Here is a 26,243-nt window from a genome sequence, read left to right as displayed (position 1 = left end):
TTACAAAGCATCTATTTCGAGGGCTATTGAATCCGTATATCGGTTGACAAAGCTAAACAAATCTGCTGTCGCAATAATCTCAAAGATTTCTGAATCATCAAGTCCTAAATCCCGCAGGTTTTGGTAATCAGTCTCTGTCATTTCCAGGGGTTTTGTAGCAGCCAGCAAGCCAAAGGTAATTACGGCTTTATCACGTTTTGGCAAAGGGCAGTTGGCAAAGTCAGAAACTAGGGTTCGCAATAGTTCTTCGCTCATCCCCAAGGCTGACAATCCGTGCAAGTGAACTTGGAGAGCGTACTCGCTATTATTTGATTGGGAAATAGCGACGCCGACCATTTCTTTAAGCGTGCGGGGTAAGTCTCCTTGCAGGATTGTTCCCCGGAATTTTTTCCAATTTGCTTCTAATATGTCAGGGTTGATTGCCATTGACTTGAACAGGTTGGGGACGATGCCAAACCCCAAGTCTGTCAAGATTTCTTCGTACACTGCTTTGGCTTTAGGATCTGTAAGTTGCTCGTATTCTATAAGTGGAAAGTGTGTCATTGTTGTGTTGAAGTTTACGGCGGTTAATTTTGGTTGGGATTTATGTATTTGTTATGTAACGCCACTCAAAGGGTGACCTTACGACCTATCTTGGCTTTAGTCGGATTGATGATAAAATGCACCGCTGTCAGCAAACCGCGAATCATGAAAATGAGCTAGCAACAAATCTGATTCTTGAGGCTGGATTAAACCTGTAATTATAGCAGTAACAGGACCCCATAAAATTCTGTTGCGATCGGGTTCTACGGGTAATTTTAGATTCTCGCAATGGTTGTTGTCAAGTATCGGCAATTCATCGGGCGCGACGGCGTGAAATCTTACCACAACTCTTGAATTAGAGGTTGCTGTTCCGTTCGCTAATTTTTAGGCAAAAAAACACTGTTCGATCGATCGATCCAGCTCCACAAATGCCCTGAATCTTATGCTCCGACGCGCGCACAGGGGAAAAAACAAAATGCAGTGCGATCGAGTTTATTGCATTAATTCAGATGCTCGATCGACAACCCATGCCTCAGACAAGCTAGGCTAACGCCTGCGACTGGAGTTATCATGGGTAAACTGTAAACTTCTATCATTGTCGCTGCATTTGCTATGAACCCTGCCCTGACTCAATTTGGCGCTCAGATGTCCCACCTCACGGGAGTTCGGGCAATTATGAAAGATATTATTGAAACACTCAGAGCCGGCAGCGGGCAGGAGTTTATCAATTTGAGCGCCGGAAATCCGGTGATTTTGCCGGAAGTCGAGCAGTTGTGGCGCGACTGCACTGCTGAACTTTTGGCGAGCCCGGAATACGGCGAGGTGGTTTGTCGCTACGGTTCCAGTCAAGGTTATCAGCCGTTTATCAATGCGGTATTGGCGGATTTTAACCAGCGTTACGGACTGAATTTGACCGATCGCAATATCCTAATTACTCCCGGAAGTCAATCGATTTACTTCTACGCAGCCAACGCTTTCGGGGGCTACACTACCAGCAAACAGCTTAAAAATATCGTCCTACCGCTGAGCCCAGACTACACGGGTTACGGCGGCGTTAGCTTGATTCCCGAAGCGGTAGTCGCTTGCAAACCCACCCTCGATATTGATGCAGCCGCCCACAGGTTCAAATACCGCCCGGATTTCAGCCAATTGTCGATCGACCAAAGCACCGGTTGCGTCATTTTTTCCCGTCCCTGCAACCCCACCGGCAACGTTCTCACCGACGACGAAGTTAAGAAAATTGCCGATTTAGCGGCCGGTTTCGACGTGCCGGTGTTCGTTGATTCCGCCTACGGCCCTCCGTTCCCGTCCTTGAATTTTACCGAAATGACGCCGATTTTTGGAGGCAATATCGTGCACTGTATGAGTTTGTCGAAAGCCGGATTGCCGGGAGAAAGAATTGGAATTGCGATCGGCGATGAAAAACTCATCCAAATATTAGAATGTTTTCAGACCAATATGTGCATTCATTCGCCGAGATACGGACAGGCGATCGCAACTCGTGCCATTACGTCCGGCGCTCTTGCCGACATCTCCATCAACGTAATTCGGCCGTACTATCAAAGCAAATTTGCGATCGTAGAAAGCACTCTAGAACAAGCAATGCCGAAGGATTTGCCGTGGTTTTTGCACCGGGGCGAAGGAGCTATTTTCGCGTGGTTGTGGCTGAAAGATTTGCCAATGACTGATTGGGAACTGTATCAAGAGTTGAAAAAAGTCGGCGTAATTGTCGTGCCGGGAAGTTCTTTCTTCCCTGGTTTGCGGGAAGATTGGCAGCACAAACATGAGTGTTTACGCATTAGTTTGACGGCAACAAATGATGAGATTGAAACTGCAATGAAACGCTTGGCTCAAATGGTAGAAAAGCTTTATCAGTCAGTTGACAGTTGACAGTTGACTGTTAACATTCCCAATACTTCGGGTACGCGGTTCCTGAGCGACTCGTGCTGAGCGTAGCCGGAGTAAGTCGAAGGGCAGTACAAGTTACCAATTACCCATGACCGCTGAACATGACTTCTTCCTTGGCCGATCGACTACAATTTAAAAAATAATTAGCAGCGCGGTGGGTTATGGCAGTGCAATTACTCAAAAGGTTGTTGACAGTAGAAGAATATCATTTAATGGGCAAAGCTGGTATTCTTTCCGAGGGCGATCGGGTAGAACTGATAGAAGGAGAACTTATCCAAATGGCAGCAATTGGAACTCGTCATGCTTCCTGTGTGAGACGATTCATCGGACTTTTCAGCGAAATTCCCAGTAACCGGGCTTTTCTGGATGTGCAAAACCCCATCCAGTTGAACGAGCGCACCGAACCTCAACCTGATGTAGTATTGCTGAAACCCCGGGCTGATTACTATTCAACAGCACATCCAGTAGCGTCAGAAGTTTTGCTGTTGGTAGAAGTATCCGATAGCACGGTTGATTACGATCGAGATGTGAAAGTTCTTATTTACGCTCGATCGCTCATTCCTGAAGTCTGGCTAGTAGATATAGAGGCACAATGTTTAGAAGTTTACCGCCAGCCAACTGCTAATGGTTACAGTTTAATCCAAAAATTTTGGCGGGGTCAACAAGTTGCGTCGCTCGCCTTTCCTGATTTGGAAGTGAATATCGATTTCGTACTAGGATAGATTCGGATTAGAGGTTATAGAAAACATTCGCAATTCCCCATTTTTCAATTAAACCACCCGATAAACAAAACTCAGAGTGGCCCAAACATTCACATCCAAAGCCAAATCATCCGTTGATATCCCCACTTTCTGCACCCCCGGAATGCTAGCCGCGTGCAAATCTTCGAGCACCGCCCGCGCCACATTTAAAGGATTCAACAACACTCGAATTGGCAGGGCATCCCTCGTTTGCTGTATTTCGGCTTCTATTGCAGCCAGAGTTTGAGTGAAGGGACTCTCACTAAATATAATCATAATTTCCGCAAGTCCGATCGCCCCAGATACCGCCCACCCGATCGCCCCAGCCGCCGGCACGGTCACATTCTCCCCAGGAGCGATCGCCCGCGACATAACTCCCACAGATTCTTTGCCCTCAGTGCCGAGCACTGACAGCCGTCCCGCGCTGTCCGAGCCAAACACCGCAAAATAAACCGGGCGATCGCTGTCGTTATACAATCTGTACCGAACTCGGCTGCCTTCTGGTAAACTTAATATATGAGCGCTTGCGGATTTCTCACTTTCCCCGCTCAGCGGTTCCAGCCGATAATCACCGCCGGCCCGCACTGGCTCCCGCTGCGCCACGGCCCGCGCTTGCGGTGCGAGAGTTGCCAGAACCGCCCGCACCTTCAGGCGCGAAGACCCCTCATTTATTGTCAGCCGCAGCAACTTCCCCGCCTGCAGCGCTTTCAAATGCGGAGTCAAGCGCTGCACCGCCACCTTGACTGCTTCTCCCCCGTCGCCCTGAGTATCGGGAATCAGCATTTGAGCCAAAGAAAACAAACCGTAACGGCTTTGAGGCAAAGCAGGCTCGTGAGGCGAGACTGTTTCGGCTAAAGTTGTTTCCGGGACTCTGCCGAACCGACAGTCAGCCAATTGCTCGCTGCCTACCGCCGAAACTTGCGGCACAGTCGCAAAGGCGCTGGTAGCGTCTACCCGCTCGATGCGTTCCAAACCCGAGTCCAAAGCTACTGTCAAACCGATGTTTCGCGGCAATACCCGAATTTCTTCCTTCACGAGTTCGCCGACTGTTAATTGGCCGTCTGTTCGATCGAACCCGTCTACAACTTGGGCTTTAGCAGAGAGGCCCGTGCGTCCCCGCAGCAAAAGCCTCGCGCCCTCGGAGGAATCCACTGCAAACACAGAACCCCCGCAGCACTCCAAAACCCCCGGCGACAACCCGCCCAGCCACAACTGCACAGTTTTGCCCCCCTCTTCCACCGCCGTCACAGCGCCGTCAGATGCAGGCGAATTCAAGATTAAATTTGAAAAATTCACCGCCGGCGCGGTTGTTAAATCGTGATTGAGAATTTGCGGTTGCTGCGATAACCCCGCGATTTGCTCGACATTACCCACCGCCCGACTGAAACTGACGCTGAAGCTGCTAGCGGGAGTTGCCCACCACAAAGTTTGGGTGAGGGCGTAGGTAAATAAACCTGCGGTAAATCCGTTCCACTCTTGTTCGGCGGCGAGTGCGGAATTCGCGCCCGCGGCAAGTACGGCGGCGTCCGGACGGAGATTTGGGCGGGAGCCGAGGTCTTGGGCAAACGTTAATTCTGCGAGGCTAGGCTCGCCGATGGTGGGGCGGGGGCGGGAGCGAATGCGAAAGTTGCCGTTTTTGGGGAAACCCGGATAGGTGTAGCTGGTGTCGAGGATGGCGATCGCATTTTCTGTCGCGAGCGATCGCATCAACAGCAACAGCGTTTCCTCTAAAATATCGTTCACCGCCCGGTTTGCTAACAACGGCAAAACATCATCCGCCGGCACCAAACAGTTTTGCATTATTCCCGGAGACTCGCCCAAACTGACTCGGCTACCGCAGCCGCTAAAGTGAAAAACTACCACGTCACCGGGTTTTGCTTGTTGAGTCAAGTGACTGACAAAAGCCGTCTCGATATTCTCCCTCGTAGCTTTAGCGTCAGTCAAAGTCAAAATGTCCGACGGCACAAACCCAAACCGATATATCAGCAGTTCCCGCTGCAATTCCACATCCGTGACGCAGCCGTGCAGGGGCGAGTCTGGATATTTGTCAACGCCAACCAACAAAGCCAATTTCCTCGCTGTCGGCTGCGCTAAGGCTTGGAGGTAGCGATCGCCCAACGGCAGCCACAAAGCCTCGCTGATTCCGATGGCGGCCAGCACCCGGCCAGCTTGCTGCAAAAATTCCCGCCGCTTGAGTCCCATTTTTAAATAGCTTTGAATTTTAAGTTTTGAATTTTAAGTTAAATTCCCCTCAATAATTTTAGGGGAATTAATTAGATTGTGAGTGTTTAGTATTAAGGGAGTTTTTAAGTTTTAACTTTTGAGCTTTAAGTTAAAAATTTCCCATTTAAAACTCAAAACTCAAAATTAAAAACTATGCAGAATGTCGCCCCCACCAAAGTTCAAGATTTAAATCTCGTAATTGAAAATATTCATTGCCTTGGCTAATTCTGCGGCGACTTCCGGTCGGGAAAACTGCGGCGGCGGCAATTTTCCAGCGCGCAGCATTTCCCGAACTTTGGTTCCAGACAAATGCACCCGTTGTTCGGGAGTGCTGGGACTTGTTTTAGTTGTAGCCATTTGTTCCGTCAGTGTGCAATAGAAAGCGTGCTCGAATTTCATCGGCACAATTCCCAATTCTCCCGGCTCAAATTCATCAAAAATATGTTGGGCATCGTAAGTGCCGTAATAATCGCCAACTCCAGCGTGATCGCGCCCCACGATAAAGTGAGTGCAGCCGTAGTTTTTGCGGATTAAAGCATGAAAAATTGCTTCTCGCGGCCCGGCGTAGCGCATCGCCGCCGGATTAATTGCCAAAATTACGCGATCTTTTGGATAGTATTTTTCTAGCAGAATTTCGTAGCAGCGCATCCGCACGTCAGCGGCGATGTCGTCATCCTTAGTCGTCCCGACTAGCGGGTGCAAGAACAAGCCGTCTACTGTTTCTAAGGCGCATTTTTGAATGTATTCGTGTGCCCGGTGGATGGGGTTTCTGGTTTGGAAACCGACTATGGTTTTCCATCCTTTTTCTGTGAACAGCATTCTCGATTTCGCCGGGTCAATTTGGTATTGGGGAAAACGGACATCTAGTTCGCGTTCCAGCAGCCAAATGTCGCCTGCAAGGTTAACAGGTCCGGATTTGTCTACTACCTGGACACCCGGGTGTTTGAGGTCGTCGGTGCGGTAGACGTTGACGGCTTCTTCTTCTTTACTGTAGTGATATTTTTCTGCAAGTTCCAAGAGCCCGACAAATTTGCCCGCCGGTGAGTCGAGGCGCACTAAAGTTCCTGCTTTCAGGGGGGCGGCGACTTCTTCTGTTACCGAGAGGGTGATGGGAACCGACCAAGGGAGGCCGTTGGAGAGGCGCATTTGTTTAACGACCGATCGATAATCAGCTTCGTTCATGAACCCTTTGAGGGGACTCAGGGCGCCGATGGCGATCATTTGCAGGTCGGAGATCGATCGATCTGAAAGCTGGACTCGCGGCAGGGACTCTGCTTTGTCGAAAAATTCTTGTCTTTGGTCTAGTGTGGCAATGCGGTTGACCAGGATGCCGCCGTGAGGGGCAATGCGGTCTGAATGCTGGCTCATGTCGATTCGGGATTTTAGATTTAAGATGTTGGACTTTAGCTGCCAGACTATATCGTACCAAAGTATTGTTACCATTAATTAACTTTCCTACCAAAAGCCGGCGCACATAGTTGTGATTTTTGCTATTAACCTTAATTTATTTCGCCACTCATGACAGTTTATAATTTATTAGTAAAATGATAAATTCATGATGAAAAAAGCATTCATAATTGATTTTTTTCAAAACTTAAAGTATTCTAACATCCTAAATTCTGACCTTTTAGTCAGCTATTTCGGCGCCGAAATAGCTGAATTTAGCGAACAACCAATAACTCGCAACTTCTCTTGTCGGTATTACGCCCTATAAGCAGTCCATTTTGTGGATTCTCAACTCCCCAAAAATAGCTTATTTGAAAATTTTAATTATGCTCAGGACTTACGCATAAACACCATATATAGCGTTTATGAGGCTCCTAAACTACAAGCCGCTAAAGGGTGATTGCCCCGCCTGCTATAATCCAAAACAATCTGGATCCTAACTGACTAAAAATACGATATGCTGTCTTGAAAGCCACTTAAACTAAAGTCATAGCAATCGAAGGATTGCGAAGTTCTTCGGTTAAATAATTACCGAGTAAGTTGTACTTAATTTGATAAACAGTCTGGTGAGTTGGCCGCGCTAAATGCTTCAACCTTACCCAGACTAAAATAGCACAGCTAATATGATTTCTTTGAATCCGAGCTTTTCGACATTGACACTTGTCAATTCCCGTTAACTGTTTAATTTCTCGATGAAACTCCTCAACCTTCCATCTCAGGCCACACTCTTTTTGTACAACCTCAGTAGAATCTTGAGCTTTATCGTTTGTGGCAATAAAGTCCGTGCGGTCGGTAGAGACCTCTACCCGGAATAATTCCAATTTTTTATTTTGAGAAAAATTTTTAATTTTGATTAATTTCCCGCTTTTTAATTCTTCTTTACTCCAACTTAGATTTTCTATCCTTTGATAAGAGTTGACTCCATCAGTATCATCTACCAGCCGATTTTTTTTTAGCGGACAACAGTAGATTTTTCCTAGTTCGTCTATGAATTTCATTAAATCTGAGGTGGCATACCAAGCATCCATTAAGACCGTGCTAAAGGGAATTTATTTATGATATTTTAAATTATTCAGCAGATACTTAACATGATCCAGCTTAGACTTTCCATCCGATTCTGGAGCGTAAATCCGGTAATCAATTATCCAAAACTCCTGAGTTTCTCGATTAACCTATACACAGTTAACTAGCCCAATGCCCTCGATAACTCGATGTTCATTACCACTATATTGGCGATGAGAAATTTCGATTTCTTTAGAATAACTTTTATCTAAAACTGTATCATCAAAAATTACGGCAGCTTTTTCAGATATCAAGACAAAGGTTTTTTACATTTTCCCAGATTAGGTGAGGAGTTAATTTTTCCCTCCTTAAATAACGATTTATCGTATAATGGCTGCACTTTTTTAAGTGGTCCGCTAGATTGGTAATTGTATAATTAACCTGACTGCGATCGTAAATATTGGCAATAGTCTAGCTTGGTAAATCCCCTACAGCTTACCCCTTTTTTCTGCCTCCACTATAAAATAATTTCTCTAAAAAATCTATTGACTCTACCTCTCTTAGAATTGAAATTTCTCATGTAAAACTCAAGATAGTTAATTTTATATTATCGCTCTATCCAAGGGGTATTTCTCAACCCGGTACGCTATATCTAGTGGTCGTGCGTAAGTCCTGAATAGAAAAAACTAAGTGGTCTCTACTCCGTTCCGCTTTCAAGCGCGAACAAAGTATTGCCAATTAGGGCGGTAAATAAATCGACGGCAAAGTCGATCGGAATCCTCTTCAAATCTATCACTTTTATTTCTCTACAATCAGATCGGGCATGGCAATCAAGCAATTTAGTCCCGGGCCCCCCAGATTCATTCCTTCGCAGACTCAGGACAGGAGTAATTATCCCATCCCAAATCCCAAATCCCAAATCTAAAATCGGCTGACCATTTTTTCATGAATCACCTTCATCTGTGACAGTTCTTGCCGCAGTCCCTGCGGTAGAGGAATTTTCACAGCTTCCAGCATACTTTGAATCCGATGTCTCCAATCGTGACGGGCTAAACTTTCAACATAGTTGCGTTTGTATATAGAATTAAGCCTCCCCTCGTCCTGTAAAAGTTCATTAATGAATTCAACACTTTTGTGCGGGTCATCGGGCAACTCAATAGTAGCATCTTCCCAATTCATCAACTCATCCATTAGATGTGTAGTTGGACGCTTCCCAACTATCGCACCGCCAGTCGCAGCACCATAAAACCAACGCAGTGTAATAAACGAGTAAGGAAACCGACGCATACCAGGATAGAGCGTGTCAAATGCCAAGGTGAGTTTGCTATGTCTGAGAATGTGAAATAGCAGCAGAGTATCTGGCTCGTCTCTACGCATTTCGTAAGGCAATTTCGGAAATTCCTCTGCTGTTCTGGGCGTAGATTTATAGTAAATTTGTTCGGAACCAGGTTGATTGAATTTATTGAGAAACACAGTGTCATACTGTGAAGGTATCCGCCCGAAGCTTGTTAAATCTATTGAACGCTTGAGTTGACACGAACCCTGAGCGAGAACATCAGCAGCAAAAGGCATCAGCGATACTGGTATACCAAAACGTTTTTTCAGTTCATCTATAATTTCTGGAAGTGCAACGAATAAATGATCTAAATGATAGACATTTTTTGAATAAATTTCCGGTGCCCAAGAATCGAAAATATAAGCGACGACAACATCAAAACGCTCCCTCCACTTAGGTATACTTGAGAGTAGTTCCAAATCGCCTCCTGATAGACCAATCATCAGTAAAACATTGGGTTTGTCCGACAATTGAGGTAAAAGTGGTAAATTATATAAACCTGTAGTAGACTTAACGGCTTTAAGGACTATTCGAGCAGCTAGCGGATAAAGTGTGGATGACCACTGGACTACCTCGCGGGCAGATGGTACCAAAAGTTGTGCGTTACAGGTTCGTACAACAATATTTTCTAATTCAAAAACAGGATCCCAGGATACATTTGAGACTAAAGCCCGTGAAGAAAGTACAAAAATATTCATAGCTCGATTTTAATTTTATTAAATGATCCCGCACATTATACCAAAGAGGAGGGGACTAGGGTAAATTCAATAGTCCTGGACGCAACAGTCCTATGGATAGAGGCAACCACGGAGGGATTGCCCCTACAAAAAGCTATATGTAGAGGCTTTGCGTAAGTCCTGTTTAATTAAATTTGAAATGCCAATTCCCCTGAATCTACTTCCCAATTTACCTAGCTACTAGCTAGCAAATCTAGCCGATCGCACTTATGGCAGCACTTGGAGTGGGTAAATTTATCCCTAATCAAAAAAAACAATAACACATCTATGGTTTCACTGTCAATATTGATGATGATTTTTTAACAATATCTATTTTGCCGCTGAGTCCTGCTCACCTCTAAAAAGAGCGGGTTGATAAATGCTAAAGTCCCTAGGATTTATAAACCTTTTCCTTCTTCCTCTTTCCCCTTCCCCTCCCCCTTCTTGAGACTAAACATTTAACCATTCAAGGAGTACCCTGGGGGCTGGCAACAAAATCATTAACAAAAGCCCGATCGCCATTAGCCCCAAAAAATCCCGCCGGTCGTCCAATTCGCTAACATCATTCAGTGCTGGTTCGTCGTTTAGTGGCGTGAAAAACAAAATAATCGCCCACAGCAGCAAACCCTGTTCCAAAAAAGAAAGCAGCAACATACAAAGTCTAGCAAATTGCCCGATCGCCATACTCGCTCGCTGGCCGAACATCGCGTGTACGATGTGCCCGCCGTCGAGTTGTCCCACTGGCATCAAATTAAACGCCGTCACGATCAAACCTAAATAACCCGCCACCGCTACCGGATGCAAATTGATCGCAGTTTCCGCATTCAAAGCACCGCCCAAGGTTAACTTGCTCAAGAGAGTCATCAGCAGCGAAAAATTCGGTTTGAAAGACTCAAAATTTAACATTCCAGACTTGTCTGACAGCGGTACAAGAGTCGAATGATCCAAACCCCAAATTAATAATGGCACTGTCGCAACTAAACCCGCCAGGGGGCCGGCAATGCTAACATCAAATAAAGCTCGGCGGTTGGGAATTGGACTCCGTATTTGAATGAAAGCCCCAAAAGTTCCTAAGAAAAAAGGAATCGGGATAAAATAAGGCAAAGTCGTGCGAATTTTGTAGAATCGGGCAGCTAAATAGTGGCCGGATTCGTGAATTGCTAAAATTGTAATTAGAGCCAGCGAGTAAGACAAACCCTGGAGCAATATTGACGGGTTTGACTGCAAAGCTTGTTCAGTAACTCCGGCAAGTCGCGCCCCGACAAGTGTAGTCGTAAACACCGTGATCAGCAGCAAAGCTAATGCGAAAAATGGCCGGGTTACAGATTCGGTTTTGACAGGAGTTTCCCCTGATTGGTGGCTGGGATTGGGAACTATAGCAAAAAAAGGTTGACCGCTCAAGCTGTTTTGAAATACTACTAAAAAGCGATCGCCAAAAAGCCTCTCCACATTCTCCCGAATCGCCTGATAAGCCGCCTCCGGGTTCGTCCGCAACTGTCCGCGACAAATTACAGCCTGCGGCCGAAATTCCAAATCTCGCAAAAAGTAAATTGACCAAGGAAAACAATCGCGCAAACTCGCTTCTTCCGCTGCATCGATCGGGCGCACGGGGGGTTTTGGCTTTACAGGTTCAGTCGCAGAGTTTGCTAGCTGCTCTGCTGTTTCGGGGGTAATTTTCTTGCGCCCCAACTGTACCAAAAACCAATACAAGAAAGGGCAAACCAAAAAAGGTATAATTACCAACTCCGGCGGTACAGTTTTGCTGGTACCGTAAACTAAAATCCAACCGCTCCAAATCAGCGCGGGCGCCATCATTACCAGCCACAGCAGCCATATCGGAGTTCTGGTGATGCGGCTGGTGCCGTTCTGCAACAAGTAGTACGATATCAGCCCCAATACGAACAACCATAGTAAAAAGAACATAATATTTATCCCATTCCCTTCTGAAATACTTCCTTGAAACAACAGACTTTAGTCTCCAAACAACCCAGGCCCGTGCTCGACAATATCCTTGCTTTCCCGCCTAACCGGGAAACTCTGGGTGCAACAGCCTATTTCATTGTAGAAAACCAAACTAACATCCTGGTGGATTGTCCCGCTTGGGATGAGATTAACCAAACATTTTTGCGGGAACACGGCGGCGTGCGACTGCTGTTTCTGACCCACCGTGGCGCTATCGCCAGGGCGCGGGAGATTCAGGAAGCCACGGGCTGCGAGATCCTGATTCAAGAGCAGGAAGCTTATTTACTGCCGGGTTTGAAGGTGACGGTTTTTGAGCGAGAATTTGTTTTGAGCGATCGAATGAAAGCATTTTGGACTCCTGGTCATTCTCCTGGTTCCTCTTGCCTTTATCATAGTGGCAGCGGTGGAGTGTTGTTTTCGGGCAGGCACTTGCTCCCCAACCGAGAAGCCGCCCCAGTACCGCTGTGGACGCCAAAAACTTTTCACTGGCCCAGGCAAATTAACAGCGTGAAGTCAATTATCGATCGATTTTCACCGGAAACTTTACAGTATATTTGTCCCGGTGCAAATACTGGTTTTTTGCGGGGAAAAGGATCGATCGAGCGAGCTTTTGAGCAATTAGCAAACCTGGACTTAGCTGTTTGTTTGCAGTCAAAACCTGAACCATAAATGTATGCTGCAACATCAAAAAATGAACTGAGGCGCTAATTATAGCGGTAAGGTGCGCCCTTACGCACCCTACATAATTCTTCAGTCTCTTAGAGAGGAAGTTCATTGGTGAAGTAGCGGTTTCAACCGCCGATTCTTACCTTGGAAAAAACTGTGGAAAAAACCGAAAAAGAAAAAATGCTCGCCGGCGAATTGTATTTAGCTGCTGATGAGCAATTAATTTTAGAGCGCCAGCGAGCCCGCCGCCTCGCCAGAACCTACAATTCTACCCGCGAAGATGAACCAGACAAACGGTTAGAAATTCTCGCAGAATTGTTCGGTGCAGTTGGGCCAAAAGTTGAAATCGAGCCACCTTTCTACTGCGACTACGGCAGTAATATTTATGCGGGAAACGGATTGTACATGAATTTTGGTGGCGTGATTCTCGACTGCAATCGAGTTAACATTGGCGAAAATTTACTGTGTGGGCCCAACGTACAAATTTACACCGCTCTTCACCCCACAGACCCGGAAATAAGGCTTTCTGGCCAAGAACTCGCCGCTGAAATTAATATTGGCAATAATGTTTGGATTGGCGGCGGCAGTATTATTTGTCCAGGAGTCACTATTGGCGACAATAGCACGATCGGCGCAGGCAGTGTTGTTGTCAAAGATATTCCCGCAAACGTCGTGGCGGCCGGGAATCCTTGCCGAATCATCCGGCATCTACCTTGATGTGGTACGATCGACACAATCGTGCGATCGGCTCTTTGGAGCTTAAGCCAAAAATTTTAGCTATTAGAACAGCCGGTTTGAGATTTTTTAGGTAAAATCCCCAAAAAAAACGCTGGAGAAAATCTAAAATCTCAAATCTAAAATCGCTTAATTTCTCGTTCCCGGTTTCCACACTACCAAGCTTTTCTTATGACGACTGCAACAGTTTATCCCAACGCTCCTGATCTCTGCACCGACGACTACATAGCAGTCGGTGTAGCTACCTGCTTCATTAAAGAAGAAGGCGAAGTTTTTGAAGTGCAAGTAATCGAAGCTATTCCCTCAGCAGCTTTGGAAGCAATTTTGAAGGGAATTCCCACATCTTATTTAATGATTTGCGGGACGACTTTGGGAGCAGTGCTCGACGGCGAAACACCCAAAATGTTGCCAGAATTCCCGACATCAGCTCAGTTTAGCGAAGAATTTGCCTTTCGGGCGATCGCTGCTGCCCGCACTTACAAAATCCGCCCCCAAGCTCAACTTCACATTCCCTTGGGAACAGTTCGCAACGACTTTACTTATTCCTTAGAACGCAAAAGAGTGCTCAACTCCGAGCGCGTCATTCGCACGGAAGACAATGTGAAACAGCACGAACACACTCACAAGGTTCTTTAAACAAATCCCGCAACTGGGGCAATTTAACAGTGCCTCAGCCAGCGGCTGCACCGAAAATACTTTTGATTGTTGAGATATAAATTAAAAAATTAACAAGTTTTTCCCTCATTAATAATGAACGAAAAACTTTTAATATTTCGTTATTAAGCAATACTGCGGACAGTTTTTGATTACCAAGTAACTGTATAATAAGGGTTTCAAGACAATTCGGAAATAGAACTATCAACGGAATATCTAGGGTTTCAGAGTAGGAAATAAAAGCAGTCTGGACTATTGATTAAGACACACACCAAACATCTCAACCTAAAAATTCTACTGCTCACATCACCTAAATAACATCAATTATTAATGACTGTAAAAAAGAATTAAGTAGTTGATGATTTTTTTTAAGTGATCAAAAATGTGGTATGATATTATTCCTGTTTAACAAAGTGATATCAAATCGGTAGCCTCGGAATTAATATTACCCACCGCTTTCGACACGGCAGTGCCGTGTCCCTACAATTAATCTGGGTATGGAAACGGCACTGCCGTGTCCTTTATATCATAAGGAGTGCAACCGGAAACGATAGGAGCCGCTCGGGGGAAAAAATTAAAAAATCCCCGCGATTATTGAATGCTAGTAGTTTAATACTACTGGCCGGCGGGCGAGTAGATCGTAGGTGAGCTAAGGATTTCAATCTCACAAATTGGTCAAACCATGCGAAGCTTTGCGAGAGTAAAGTGGTGGAAATTAACTCGACTATTGCCAGCGGGATTAAAGGGCGAATACCATCTTGGGTACCAAACTGCGCTCTTAATTTTGGGGGTCACAATTCTGGCAGCTAGCATTACTGGTTGTATCAGCTATCAAAGTGTTCGTCGCTTGATTATCACCAAAAGCGAGCGAAATGCTTTGTTAGAAGTTAGGGAGCGCGCCAACAATATCGATCGCTGGCTCGGCACTAGAAAGGCTGAGATCGAAATCCTCGCCAATACTACTCCCGTTCGTTCGATGAATTGGTCAGTGGCAGCGCCTTATTTAAAATCGCAAGTAAATCGACTGCAAGAATTCCAGCACTTCGCATTAATTGATCCCGACGGTTCTTATTTCACCACAAAAGTGGGCCGAGCGTTGATTAATGTGAGCGATCGCCAACACTTCAAAAAGGCAATGGCTGGAGAAGTCTATGTTTCCGATCCTACCATTTCTCGCACGCTCAAAGGACAAAGTATTGTGCCCATTTCGGCTCCGGTGTGGTCAAGTTCGGCAAATTCTCTTGATAAAAAAGCCCAAAAGCCGATCGGAGTAATGAACGGCGTCATTAGCATCGACCGAATTGCCGAAGTAGTAGGAAAGCTAGAATATGGGGCAGGAACTTACGCTTTTGTTCTCAATTCTCAAGGAGTGCCGATTGTGCATCCCGACGCTCGGTTAATGGGAAATATCGACAAGCCGGCTCCGAGTCTTTTAGAGTCTGCAGATGCTAATTTGGCGAATGTAGCCCGGGAGATGGTTTATCAAAAAACGGGCATTTCGCTGACTAAAATCAACGACGCCAGAGTTTATGTTGCCTATCTTCCTTTAGAACAAGCTGAATGGTCGATCGCCCTCGTAATTCCCCGCGACAATCTCGAAAAAGAACTTTTTCCTTTCAAGATACTAGCAGTAACCGCCGGCGTACTTGCCGCAGCAGCTATTTTCGCAGCCATTGTGGGGCTCAAGCTGTTTGCCCTAAATTCCATTCGCACTCGCACAGAAGCCCTTCTCCACCGCTTGACCGGCCGCATTCGCGCTTGCTTGGGCCTCGATCGCATCCTCCAAACTACAGTAGACGAACTCGGTACTTTACTGAAGCTCGATCGAGCAATTTTCGCATGGTACGATCCCCGACAAGATAGTTTAGAATTTGGCTGGGAATATTGCCGGGAAGGTTTGCCGGCGCGCTTGGGAATCTTTGGTGTTCCAGGAGGGCCCTCTGGAGATTTAGCTGCACGGCTTCACCGCTGCGAAACGATACTGCTACAAACCGCCACTCCTAATGCCACATCGTCTGAGGAACACGCCTATATCGAACTCACAAATAGTCACTACGCAGCAGTACCCGTACTAACTCAGAATCATCGGCTTGGATATCTGCTCGCCTGTGCAAACCGGCAGTTTGCAACTCCCGACGAGGTGGAAGTTTTGGAAGCAATTGCAGACTCGCTGGCGATCGCAATTTCCCAATCCCAACTCCACGGGCAAATTCAAGAAGAGCTCAAACTTTTGGAAGAAGTATTAGCCCAACTCAGAAGAACTGAAGAGCATTTAGTACAAAGCGAAAGAATGACAATTGTCGGTCAACTAGCCGCCGAAGTTGCCCATGAAATTAATAACCCAATTAACTTTATTTACGGTCGCCTGATTCACGTTAACGATTATATCAAAGATTTGCTCAATATAATTCGCCTCTATCGCGAACAATATCCCGATCATGTGCCGGCAATTGCCAAAGAAATAGAGGCTTGCGACCTAGATTTTATCAGCGAAGAGTTGCCGCAAATTCTCAACCTTTTGAAAATAGGAGCCGATCGCATTCGCCAGATAGTCCTTGCTTTGCGGAAATTTTCGCTTCCTGACGAACCCAACAAAGAACACGCCAACCTAAATGAAAGCATCGACAATATTTTGCTGTTGCTAGAGGGCCGGCTGGAGCAAAAAATATTAGTAGTCAAGGAGTACCACAACTTGCCGCCGATTTTGTGTTATCCCGGTCAACTGAGCCAGGTATTCGCGAGTCTCCTCAGCAATGCTATTGATGCTCTTAAGAGTATTGAAAACTCCGCTCAAATTATTACAATTAAAACAGATATTGTCGAAGATTCTCCAGGCAGGTTTATTGCAGTATCGATCGCCCACAACGGCTCTCGAATTCCACCGGAAATTAAACACAGAATATTTGACAAGTCTGGCCATAATAAATCATCTCAAAATTTTACAGGATTGGAGTTGTCGGTTTGCTATAAAATTATTGTAGAATGGCACGGCGGCAGCCTTACAGTGGAATCTCCGGTTCAATCTCAAATTAAATCTCAAACTGGGGGCGGCGCTGAGTTTAAGGTAAAATTGCCGATCTTTTGATATCGCATTTTGCCGCCAGAGAAACCCGTCGCAAATCTTGCCAGCAAGCGGCGCGAAAAGCTTAAGGTGGCTTCACAGTCAAGACTTTAGTCCTCATCAAACGGAGGGCTGAATTCCTCACTACAAACCTAACGATCATTTGTTAACCTAAATTGCTATGATAGGATTAGGGAAATAATAAAGGTGCAACCACAGCAAACAACCAACCTGCCATTACCAAGACTTCCGCAACAATTAATAAAATATTTCTGTTCATTTTCACATTAAGAGCGATCGACCAAAGAGCGAATTTTATTCCACCAAGCCGCAGGCGAATCTTCCGGGCGATAGGCGGCATCAAACATCGACAAAAGTAGTGGCAAACCCCCCACCTTCGCACTCATCAACAAGTGCATTGCCAGACAAAATACCAATACCACCCAACCAGAAGCGTGTAAATAATACCAAACCTGCGTCAATTCCCCAGCCGGCAGCCATTCTTCCTTAACCATACTGCCAGAAGCGATTGCCCAAGTCAGTGCCAGCAACATCAACGTATTCACAATCCGGTGCAAACTGTACCACCAAATCGGTTTTCCCAACTGCGTTAGTTTCCCAAAAGAATCCGGCTGCACCAAGCGTTTTTGACCTGGGTGGAAACTGTACAATGCAAAAGCCGGCATTATTCCTAACAGCAACATCTTGCCAAAAGTGCCGTGAATCCCGATAATATCTGCAATGTGAGGCACGGGGACTTTGCCAAACCGCCCATCGTAGGTGTTGTAAACCAGAAATGCGCTCAAAATTGCTAAAAGAGCGATCGCAGCGTTAACCCCATGCAGTAATCTCAGCAGCAATGGCTGGTAGGGTCTAGATGGCGGCATAGTCAATTCTGCTACTTGATAAATAAATCTTTTACACAATACAGCTAAGCGCTGATTTTTTCAACTCTCGCCAATTTTGAAATAAATGTGAGTCAAAAATGAATAGATTATGATAAAAACGAAATTATATCAAAATTTAGTGTAAACTAAAACAGTCAAGAGGAACACTTTATTTATAACACCTAACACTTTACAAAAATGGATGCAGCCACTACCATATTACTTTCCTTGGGACTAGCAGCAGATGCTTTTGCTGTCGCTGTTTCGAGCGGTTTAGCAATCAAACACATGAAGGTCAATAAAGCTTTAAAAATTGCCTTGTTTTTCGGAGGTTTTCAAGCTTTAATGCCCGTAATAGGATGGTTGATAGGTCTTAGCTTTAGTTTTTTGATAACACCGATCGACCATTGGATAGCTTTTGGGCTTTTGAGTTTCATTGGCGGGAGAATGATTTACGAATCGCTGCAAAGCGAAGAATGCGAGAAAAAGTTCAATCCCTTAGATACAGGGACTTTGATAACGCTGTCGGTGGCGACGAGTATCGATGCCCTCGCAGTTGGCCTCGGATTTGCTGTCCTGAAAGATTCTATTGCTCTTGCGGTGACTGCGATCGGATTTATTACTTTCTTTTTAGCCTTTGCAGGCGTGTTTATCGGGCACAAGTGCGGCAACTTGTTTGCTAATAAAATTGAGATATTGGGAGGAGCAATTTTGATTTTCATTGGCAGCAGAATCTTGTTTCTGCACTTGACAGAAGTCCCATTAGTTATCGGTAATTAGTAATTAGTCAGTAGTCAGTAGTCATTAGTCGAACATTGACATCAGAGTCTTTGGTGACTCCAATTCCCAATTCCCAAAAAATGCTATAACAGCAATATTGCGTTAAAGGATAAAAATTCCGTGCTGAAACTTTACGGCGGAGCCCGCAGCAGGGCCTCAATTGTCAAGTGGTATCTAGAAGAAATAGGAGTTCCCTACGAATTCGTCATGCTGGATATGCAAGCAGGGGAACACTTGCAGCCAGAGTATCTCGAAATTAACCCGATCGGCAAAGTACCGGCAATTGTTGACGGAGATTTTAAACTTTGGGAATCCGGCGCAATTCTGCTGTATTTAGCTCAAAAATATGGTAAAATGCCAGACAATTTGGAGCAGCAAGCTCAAATCGTGCAGTGGATCACGTTTGCTAACGCCACCCTGGGGCCGGGAATATTTACAGAAGCAAGTCGCGATCGCGAAACTCCCAAGTTGTTAAAACCGTTAAATGAAATCTTCGAGAAACAGCCATTTTTAATGGGTGATGAATTTGGCGTCGCCGACGCAGCAGTCGGGTCAATGTTGGCCTACATTCCCATGATGCTAAAACTAGACCTCAGTGCTTATCCGGCCGTTGTAGATTACATCAAGCGGATCACAGAAAGACCGGCTTTCAAAAGTGCGATCGGCGGTAGCTGAAGGCAGAAAGAAGAACGAAACAAAACTTAATACCTAAAAGCAGGGGCAATTTGTGAATTGCCCCTGCTTTTGATGAAATCAAACTTATCTAAATCCGACAGCCGCCTGCCAAACAAAAGCCAGCAGCAAGAAAAATACGGGAATGACCGGCAAAACATTAACCAAAGGCTCAAAAATCGAATAAGCTTCGGGCAGTTTTGCTAAGAGTAATGCAGCTTCCATGAATCAACCTACCTATCCAACAGAATTTTCATAATTGTCGCATATCTTTACCCAAGGCAATCATGATTGATCGACTCTCGGTGCAAGCCAGTAGGCAAACTCTTCAGTAAATCTATCGGCTAAAATCGCCTCCCGCATCCTCCCCGTAAAGCGAATCAACTCCGTCACATTGTGAAGCGCCAGCAAAGTATACCCCAGCACTTCGTTAGCCCGCGCCAAATGAGCCAAATAAGCCCGACTGAATTTTTGGCAGGTATAACAAGGGCAAGACTCATCCAGCGGAGCAAAATCCTCCCGGAACCGAGCATTTTTCAAACTCCAGCGTTCCCCACCCACAAAAGCCGTCCCGTGGCGGGCCAGCCGAGTCGGAATCACGCAGTCAAACATATCTACGCCACTAGCCACCGCCAGCGCCATTTCCCGATAAGTCCCAATCCCCATCAAATAACGCGGTTTATTTGCCGGCAACAGAGGCGCAGTCACCTTCACAATCTCTGCGATCAAATCCCCCGATTCCCCGACACTAACGCCGCCGATGGCGTAGCCTGGTAAATCCAAATCTACCAACTGGTTCGCCGCGCGCGATCGCAAATCGGGGAAAACGCCCCCCTGGACAATTCCGAACAAAGCTTGATCCGGGCGCGAGTGAGCTTGAATGCAGCGTTGCAGCCAGCGGTAAGTGCGATTTGTTGCAGCCTCCACCTCCTCCCGCGTAGCGGGGTAAGGGGGACACTCGTCAAACGCCATAATCACATCGGCGCCCAACTCATTCTGAATTTCGATCGATCGTTCCGGCGTCAAATTAATCATGCGGCCATCGCGGGGAGAGCGAAAAGTCACCCCATTCTCAGAAATAGTCCGCATTTGGCTCAAGCTAAACACCTGAAAGCCACCCGAATCCGTCAGCATCGGGCCTGGCCAAGCCATAAATTTATGCAATCCGCCGGCGCCAGCGACAATTGCTTCCCCCGGCTGCAGGTGCAAGTGATAAGTATTTGCCAAAACCATTTGAGAACCCGCCGCCTCAAGATGTGCGGGTGTCAAAGTTTTGACATTAGCTAGCGTCCCCACTGGCATAAATTTAGGCGTTTCCACAACACCGTGGGGAGTGGCAAAAACCCCTGCACGCGCTTGGGTATGGCTGCAATTAGCCTGACATTTAAAAGAAAATTTCGCCTTGTCCTCAGTCATTAGTCCCCGATGCTCGTTAACCGCTACTCGGCCGTCCGTGTTATTTAATCTATTGTTGATGACATCGCGACAAAAAACTCACCACCGATGGCTAATGACTGACGATTAAAAGGGGGAATCATCTTCGTCCAATTGCAGATCCCAGTTGCCTGAGAGTACCTGATCGACAACCGCATCCAAAGCTGCAGCATTTAAATTCCGGGCGAATTGCTCTTGCAAAGGATTGGAGAGGGGAATTAACCGCAACTGCCGTCCATCTTGAATCAGGTCAAAATAAGCACCATCTTCAGGGGACTGTTTCAGTTCCAGGTAATCAAAACTATACACGTTCAAATAAAGCGCATGGTTGGCAATCAGGGTAGAACGGTGGGGGTTGGCGAAGACTTCGAGCACATAACCTTCCCCTTCGCTATAAATCTGGCCATCTTGTATGTGAAGGTAGCGGACACGTCCTAAATCAAACAGCAATCTTTTGATATCGCGTTTGTTGACGACAATCCCTGTATCGATGATGCAAGGAGCAACTACCCTGTTATTCAATTGATCGTGACTCATGTAGTAAAAGCCTCTGTTGTAGTATTTTCCCGTCTTGAACATCAGGGAGTTAGCTAGAATTCTTGGGAAGGGAAACGCGGATCTTGAGTTTAGTCATTTTAGATAGGGAGCTTTGGGATCGCTGCCGACAGAGGTTTTCCGGGGAAAAGAGCGGGCGACAGGAGGAATGCTCGATCCAAAAAACTAGGGTGTTACAGTCCAATTCTGGCACACACTAATCGATTGACAACTGCATACCAGATGAAAAATTTTCTATCTTATGGTGCATGATAAATGGGTTCGCTCTACGATCGACTTTTTCCGGAATCAAGGCGCTGCCATCGCAGCCGCAGTCGCTTTTTATACTTGTTTGCCGGTACCGGTGTCTTGGACTTTGGAGTTTCGAGGCATTGCCCGCTTGGCACCGGCGATCGGGCTTTTGATTGGGGGGATGGTGGGCCTGGCGGATGTTGGGTTGCAGTTGTTGGGAATGCCTGCTCTGACTCGATCGGCCTTGGTGGTAGTCTTGGGCATCGCCGTGACTGGCGGGCTGCACCTAGACGGGGCAATGGACGCGGCGGACGGGCTGGCTGTACCGGACCCTGTGCGTCGGCTGGAAGTCATGCGGGACAGCGTTACAGGAGCCTTTGGGGCGATGGCTGCGATCGCGATCGTGCTGCTGAAAACTGCCGCTCTCTCGGACTTGAATAACTATCGGTGGCTGGCTTTGATGGGTGTGGCCGGTTGGGGGAGGTGGGCCCAACTGGTGGCAATCGCCCGCTATCCCTATCTGCGGGCCGAGGGTAAGGGAGCTTTTCACAAAGAATCTATTTATTCTCCTTTTGATTTTATACCGGGAGTGCTGTTGCTGCTGAGTTTGAGCGTGGTGCAAGTTGTCTTGGAGGGCGATCGGTGGCTGTTGGCGGTGGGGATGGCTCTGGGGGGAAGTGCGATCGGAATTTTTGCCGGAGCCTGGTTTAACCACCGTTTGGGCGGCCACACGGGCGATACTTACGGTGCCGTAGTCGAGTGGACGGAGGCTTTATTGCTGTGTCTTTTGGCGGCTTTGGAAGGGTAAGTTATGCCATGTTGCCATTGTTTGAGTGAAGACTTTAGTCCTCAATTTAGCAAATAACGACGGTTCTAGCAGGTGGAAATCCGCACTCATCGGGCAATCGTTTTCATCCTGTCTGCCTTCAAATGCCACCCTAGATTAGATACAGCAAACCTCAAACTTTAAAGAAAGCTATGGGATACTTTATTGCTGCGATCGTCCTCGGAATGTTAATTTGGGCTGGGTTCGAGATTGTCCAAACAATCCGCAATTGGGAAACGAATCCCGAAGAAACTACCAGCAAAATTCAAGCTGAAATGGTCAAAGAAACATATCGCGGTCAATTTGGTGCCGATGCGTTGGAGGGAGGGAGTCAGGCTGTCGGAAACGCACTCCACGCCGGCCACTGCGCCGCCGAATCTGCTCCAAGTGCGATCATCGGTCATGTGGTAGAAGGCTTGTTGCACGTGCTACACCATTAATATCGTGTCTGCTAGCGTAAGTTGTGCAAGTGTTTTTGATGCTGTAGGGGCTGGTTTTACGAATAATTTTTGACGCACACAAACAATCTCATAAACCCGCCCCCACACAACTAATAACCTATATCAACCTTGACTTTGATCGAAGGGAAAAAATGTACATTGACGTTTACCGTTTAGAGAGAGGGGGCGGGTTTATGGGATTATTAGTTTTTGGCGTAGATGGTTGATAAAACCCGCCCCTAGGAGAGCGCACATTATACAAAAACCAACCAGCCGGACATGATATAACAACACAAAATGAATGGAAAATGCCACTGCAAATTTTCCATTCATTCTCACTTTTTACGCTTTCGGATCAACCCAAACGCTTATCCCTTCAACTCTCAAACCTTTGCCGCGAGTGCCGCAATATTGACCGTTAGCAGTAACAGGAGTATCGCCCACATTCTGAATGTGAGCCGTATAAAATACGTCGTATTTATCAGCTTGCGGCCCTGTCAGGCGGGCGGCAAATCCCTCAATGCGCTTGGCTTTGCCCCGGAAACCGGCCAACTCCCCTTCCGAGATCCAAGCAGTATCGCCAACTCCTTCAACGTGAGCCATATACTGCAAATTTAAACCGGCAACGGGAGGCTCTATTTTAATTTGAAATCCTTCCACCCGGCGGCCTTGAGCTTTAGTACCCGCATATTCTCGATCGCTAAAAGTTCGATCGCCAATTCCTTGAATGTGCGCCAACACTTTTAAACCCACAGGCGCCACTGCTTGGGAATTCGCAGACTGGGCGATCCAAACTTTGATGCCCTCTATTCTCAAAGCTTTGCCGCGAGTGCCGCAATATTCGCCGTTGGAGGACACGTCGGTGTCGCCAATATTCTGAATGTGAGCGCTATAAAATACGTCGTACTTATCAGCTTGCGGCCCGCTCAACCGCACCGCAAATCCCTCAATTCGTTTCGCTTGACCCCGAAAACCTGCCAATTCTCCTTCGCTGATCCAAGGAGTATCGCCAACCCCTTCGACGTGAGCCATGTACTCGACATTTAAACCGGGAATTGGGGGATCGATATTAATTTGAAATCCTTCGACACGACGCCCTTGAGCTTTAGTACCCGCGTATTCTTGAGCACCGAAAGTTCGATCGCCAATTCCCTGAATGTGCACCAAAACTTTGATTCCCAAACCGCCCTCTACGGCCACCGCTGGTTGAATTTTCTGGGGTGCCCCAAAAACAATGTTCCCGGAACCGGTTGTCGGGAGAGACTTAGGTACTTCCACGCTGGGAACAATAATTACCTCGTGCATGGGGGCCGAAGGTGCGGGGGATTCCAAAATCTGGATCTGTGGCGCAACTGTAACTTGTTTCGGTGCCACATTTCCTGACGGGATGACAATCACTTCTGGCAAAGGTTCGGCGCTGATTTTTTGTTCTGGCGCTGCTTTAAATGCGGGTTCGACTTTTGCAGGTGCTGCTTTTACCATCTCAGCAATGGTTAATTTGCCTCTGGAAATGGCTACGGCTATTTGTTTGCCAAAAGCAGCGCTGACTGTTTCTTCGAGAATTACCCACTGTTCGTCATCTAATTTGTCTTGCTGTTCCACCAGGGCGAGCACTGCTGAAACTGGGTGTTTGCCACTGACTAAGGATTCTGCGTCGGAATGCAGTTGGGTTGGGGTTGATTCGGAAATTGCGCGCTGCAGTTCGCGGGCTTTGGCATGAACTGATTGTAAGGGCGCGAAGTCGCTTTGTTCGCGGTGGGCGATCGCCAATACTCGATCGATCACTTTCAATGCTGCATCGCGAATTTCTGCTTTACCTTCAGAAGCTGCGGCAGTCTCGACTAAGTTTTGAATGTCTTTGAGGGAAGTAATTTCCCCCGGCGCGATCGCGGATTTGTTGAGTTCGAGAGCTTGTTTTTGGACTGCGGCAAAGTTGCGGCTGTAGGCTGCTACTTCTTGCAGCAAGCTGTCAGAGGGAGGAAGACCGGAGTCTTGCAGTTGTTTTGCTGCCATTGACAGGCGATCGGCCAAATTAGCATAAGTTTCCGATAGTCGGGCTATTTGTTGTAGCAAATCTTTATGAGCTAGTTCCATATGTCTTGCCGTAAATATTTAACTTGCTGATTATAGACGTTGAGCGTCTTCTGAAGGTAGAAGGCAGTAGTCATCAGTTATTAGTCGCAGGGAAAAAGAAAAATGCTCCGCCTCTCCGACTCCTCCACTCGGACACTCTCCGACTCCCCCACCCAGACACCCGGACACTCTCCGACTCCCCACTCTCCCACTCCTCCTCTGGCATCCCCCGCGTGATCGCCGTCACAACCGTGCAAATACTTAGTCACACTCTGCGACTCCGGCTGTCACGAGTGACCCGTAACAATGTCACACCTATCGAGCAATAGCCGTCACTGCTGATTCTGTGAAAACAGTTGATACTGAGGCTTGAACCAATAAAATCCCCAAGTGTTATGGTACTAATTCGCGATCTCGCCCAGCAAGCTCTGGCTCTAGGCTATCTAACCCTTGAAGCCGAAAATCAACTGCGGGGGATGTTAACTACCACCAAGTATGACTTGGAAGACTTAAATGCTTTTATGGCTTTGCAACTAGCAGCTATGTCCGGAGGAGTGAAACAAGAATCTCGCGAGCTGAAAAAATTTGAAATCTTTGGCGAGACGGCTTCCGAAACTTCCTGTTAGTAATTAGTTGGCTTTTGATTAGTTAAAATTTAGTAAGGGACATTCTTACCGTGCAGATTCGTGAAGTTGTAAAACAAGCTATTGCCGCTGGATATCTGAGTTTGGAAGCGGAAAATGAAATGCAGAATATTTTTTCCTCAGCCAAGTGTGATTTAGAAGATTTGAATGCTTTTATGAGCTTGCAGTTAGCTGCGATGGCGGGCCGCGTGAGGCAAGAGTCTTTGGAATTGATGAAAATGCCAACTTTTTCTGATAGAAATTAATTTTTTATTCAGGCATGGGGCGAGGTAAATATTAACTTTTCTTCTTAAAAAAGACGGGTAAAATTTAATTGTTTTGCTATTTTATATACTAATTATTTTAAAAAATCTTGGTATTTTGGTTCACTGGGTGTTGAGCAAATTAAGTAAAATTGAAAAAAATATTAAAATGAATATGTAAGTAAATCGTGATGACTCCACTCGTCCAAGGTCAGGCTTGGATGACCCAACCCGTCAAGGCGTAGTTAAAGTGTTTGCTTCGTAAAAGTTGAGCATTATTATTGAAATGTTATGTATTGTTAACACACTATCAAATGGAGAAGATTTATTAATCGCCCCAAGCAGAGATTTCAAGCGTTTTAGCCACTTTGTAGGCGTTGCATAATTGCGGGATAATTTTGATTGTTTTTTTGTGGGATAGGCTCTCGTAGCCCGAAGGCGGGTATTTTCACAGCAGGGGGAACACCCCCAAATAATCATCCTCAAAT

General features: G+C 46.4%; 24 protein-coding genes and 1 pseudogene. 12 read left to right on the top strand and 13 right to left on the bottom strand.

Annotated features, from left to right (window positions below):
• Both QUB25_RS08950 and QUB25_RS08945 read right to left on the bottom strand, forming a co-directional pair.
• A complete protein-coding gene (locus QUB25_RS08950) occupies positions 1-543 on the bottom strand; it encodes a peroxidase-related enzyme (RefSeq protein WP_333064782.1) in 543 nt (180 codons plus the stop codon).
• A gap of 96 nt (positions 544-639) precedes the next feature.
• Positions 640-867 (bottom strand): hypothetical protein, encoded by a 228-nt coding sequence (locus QUB25_RS08945; RefSeq protein WP_333064781.1) that lies wholly within the window; start codon positions 865-867, stop codon positions 640-642.
• A 267-nt stretch (positions 868-1,134) separates the two neighbouring features.
• On the opposite strand from QUB25_RS08945, the gene QUB25_RS08940 reads away from it, so the two are divergent.
• A complete protein-coding gene (locus tag QUB25_RS08940; RefSeq protein ID WP_333182837.1) occupies positions 1,135-2,412 on the top strand; it encodes a valine--pyruvate transaminase in 1,278 nt (425 codons plus the stop codon).
• 179 nt (positions 2,413-2,591) lie between these two features.
• Complete coding sequence (locus tag QUB25_RS08935; RefSeq protein ID WP_333182835.1) at positions 2,592-3,152, top strand: Uma2 family endonuclease; 561 nt, start codon at positions 2,592-2,594, stop codon at positions 3,150-3,152.
• A 48-nt stretch (positions 3,153-3,200) separates the two neighbouring features.
• On the opposite strand, the gene QUB25_RS08930 is transcribed toward QUB25_RS08935, so the two are convergent.
• From QUB25_RS08930 to QUB25_RS08910, 5 genes and pseudogenes are all read right to left on the bottom strand, one after another.
• The gene (locus QUB25_RS08930; RefSeq protein WP_333182833.1) at positions 3,201-5,372 is read right to left on the bottom strand and encodes a caspase family protein; all 2,172 of its coding nucleotides are present in this window, start codon (positions 5,370-5,372) and stop codon (positions 3,201-3,203) included.
• 207 nt (positions 5,373-5,579) lie between these two features.
• Positions 5,580-6,761, bottom strand: a complete 1,182-nt coding sequence (gene sat / locus QUB25_RS08925) for a sulfate adenylyltransferase (RefSeq protein ID WP_333036400.1) — start codon at positions 6,759-6,761, stop codon at positions 5,580-5,582.
• 554 nt (positions 6,762-7,315) lie between these two features.
• Positions 7,316-8,325, bottom strand: a pseudogene (locus QUB25_RS08920) (IS701 family transposase); the annotation flags it as partial.
• Between the two features lie 437 nt (positions 8,326-8,762).
• Positions 8,763-9,875: a glycosyltransferase gene (locus QUB25_RS08915; protein ID WP_333064022.1), complete on the bottom strand. Its 1,113-nt coding sequence runs from the start codon at positions 9,873-9,875 to the stop codon at positions 8,763-8,765.
• A 468-nt stretch (positions 9,876-10,343) separates the two neighbouring features.
• Entirely contained in the window at positions 10,344-11,816 is a 1,473-nt protein-coding gene (locus QUB25_RS08910; RefSeq protein WP_333182831.1) for a site-2 protease family protein, read from the bottom strand.
• Positions 11,817-11,849: 33 nt separating this feature from the next.
• On the opposite strand from QUB25_RS08910, the gene QUB25_RS08905 reads away from it, so the two are divergent.
• The 4 genes from QUB25_RS08905 to QUB25_RS08890 all read left to right on the top strand — a co-directional run bounded on the left by QUB25_RS08905 (position 11,850) and on the right by QUB25_RS08890 (position 16,995).
• Positions 11,850-12,524 (top strand): MBL fold metallo-hydrolase, encoded by a 675-nt coding sequence (locus tag QUB25_RS08905; protein WP_333182829.1) that lies wholly within the window; start codon positions 11,850-11,852, stop codon positions 12,522-12,524.
• A 153-nt stretch (positions 12,525-12,677) separates the two neighbouring features.
• Positions 12,678-13,238 carry a sugar O-acetyltransferase gene (locus QUB25_RS08900; protein WP_333182828.1) on the top strand — a complete coding sequence of 187 codons (561 nt, stop codon included), beginning with the start codon at positions 12,678-12,680 and terminating at the stop codon, positions 13,236-13,238.
• A gap of 189 nt (positions 13,239-13,427) precedes the next feature.
• Entirely contained in the window at positions 13,428-13,892 is a 465-nt protein-coding gene (locus QUB25_RS08895) for a hypothetical protein (RefSeq protein ID WP_333064027.1), read from the top strand.
• 802 nt (positions 13,893-14,694) lie between these two features.
• Complete coding sequence (locus tag QUB25_RS08890) at positions 14,695-16,995, top strand: cache domain-containing protein (protein ID WP_333182826.1); 2,301 nt, start codon at positions 14,695-14,697, stop codon at positions 16,993-16,995.
• Between the two features lie 263 nt (positions 16,996-17,258).
• Here QUB25_RS08890 and QUB25_RS08885 read toward each other — a convergent pair whose 3' ends face one another.
• Positions 17,259-17,858: a cytochrome b/b6 domain-containing protein gene (locus tag QUB25_RS08885; RefSeq protein ID WP_333182823.1), complete on the bottom strand. Its 600-nt coding sequence runs from the start codon at positions 17,856-17,858 to the stop codon at positions 17,259-17,261.
• A 198-nt stretch (positions 17,859-18,056) separates the two neighbouring features.
• Here QUB25_RS08885 and QUB25_RS08880 point away from each other — a divergent pair, with 198 nt between their 5' ends.
• Together QUB25_RS08880 and QUB25_RS08875 are read left to right on the top strand one after the other, a co-directional pair.
• Positions 18,057-18,638: a manganese efflux pump MntP family protein gene (locus QUB25_RS08880; RefSeq protein WP_333182822.1), complete on the top strand. Its 582-nt coding sequence runs from the start codon at positions 18,057-18,059 to the stop codon at positions 18,636-18,638.
• Positions 18,639-18,758: 120 nt separating this feature from the next.
• Positions 18,759-19,313 (top strand): glutathione S-transferase family protein, encoded by a 555-nt coding sequence (locus QUB25_RS08875; protein WP_333064033.1) that lies wholly within the window; start codon positions 18,759-18,761, stop codon positions 19,311-19,313.
• An 84-nt stretch (positions 19,314-19,397) separates the two neighbouring features.
• Here QUB25_RS08875 and QUB25_RS08870 read toward each other — a convergent pair whose 3' ends face one another.
• The 3 genes from QUB25_RS08870 to QUB25_RS08860 all read right to left on the bottom strand — a co-directional run bounded on the left by QUB25_RS08870 (position 19,398) and on the right by QUB25_RS08860 (position 21,281).
• A complete protein-coding gene (locus QUB25_RS08870) occupies positions 19,398-19,535 on the bottom strand; it encodes a photosystem II reaction center protein K (protein ID WP_006634808.1) in 138 nt (45 codons plus the stop codon).
• Between the two features lie 60 nt (positions 19,536-19,595).
• Positions 19,596-20,726 (bottom strand): tRNA guanosine(34) transglycosylase Tgt, encoded by a 1,131-nt coding sequence (tgt, locus tag QUB25_RS08865; protein WP_333036234.1) that lies wholly within the window; start codon positions 20,724-20,726, stop codon positions 19,596-19,598.
• A 105-nt stretch (positions 20,727-20,831) separates the two neighbouring features.
• Positions 20,832-21,281, bottom strand: a complete 450-nt coding sequence (locus QUB25_RS08860; RefSeq protein WP_333036232.1) for a hypothetical protein — start codon at positions 21,279-21,281, stop codon at positions 20,832-20,834.
• Between the two features lie 259 nt (positions 21,282-21,540).
• On the opposite strand from QUB25_RS08860, the gene cobS reads away from it, so the two are divergent.
• A complete protein-coding gene (gene cobS / locus QUB25_RS08855) occupies positions 21,541-22,338 on the top strand; it encodes an adenosylcobinamide-GDP ribazoletransferase (protein WP_242722367.1) in 798 nt (265 codons plus the stop codon).
• A gap of 170 nt (positions 22,339-22,508) precedes the next feature.
• The gene (locus QUB25_RS08850; protein WP_333182819.1) at positions 22,509-22,796 is read left to right on the top strand and encodes a hypothetical protein; all 288 of its coding nucleotides are present in this window, start codon (positions 22,509-22,511) and stop codon (positions 22,794-22,796) included.
• Positions 22,797-23,138: 342 nt separating this feature from the next.
• Here the strand turns inward: QUB25_RS08850 and QUB25_RS08845 are convergent, their stop codons facing one another.
• Positions 23,139-24,890, bottom strand: a complete 1,752-nt coding sequence (locus QUB25_RS08845; protein WP_333182817.1) for a hypothetical protein — start codon at positions 24,888-24,890, stop codon at positions 23,139-23,141.
• An 80-nt stretch (positions 24,891-24,970) separates the two neighbouring features.
• The gene (locus QUB25_RS08840) at positions 24,971-25,138 is read right to left on the bottom strand and encodes a hypothetical protein (protein ID WP_333182815.1); all 168 of its coding nucleotides are present in this window, start codon (positions 25,136-25,138) and stop codon (positions 24,971-24,973) included.
• 126 nt (positions 25,139-25,264) lie between these two features.
• On the opposite strand from QUB25_RS08840, the gene QUB25_RS08835 reads away from it, so the two are divergent.
• Together QUB25_RS08835 and QUB25_RS08830 are read left to right on the top strand one after the other, a co-directional pair.
• On the top strand, positions 25,265-25,495 hold the full coding sequence (locus tag QUB25_RS08835) for a hypothetical protein (protein WP_333182814.1): 231 nt from the start codon (positions 25,265-25,267) through the stop codon (positions 25,493-25,495).
• 50 nt (positions 25,496-25,545) lie between these two features.
• A complete protein-coding gene (locus QUB25_RS08830) occupies positions 25,546-25,758 on the top strand; it encodes a hypothetical protein (protein WP_333064040.1) in 213 nt (70 codons plus the stop codon).
• Positions 25,759-26,243: the final 485 nt, after the last annotated feature.

The organism is Microcoleus sp. B3-D7 (genome assembly GCF_036705305.1).
Lineage (GTDB): Bacteria > Cyanobacteriota > Cyanobacteriia > Cyanobacteriales > Microcoleaceae > Microcoleus.
The sequence above is the reverse complement of the archived record's forward strand: the minus strand, read 5'-3'. Positions and strand labels throughout refer to the sequence as shown.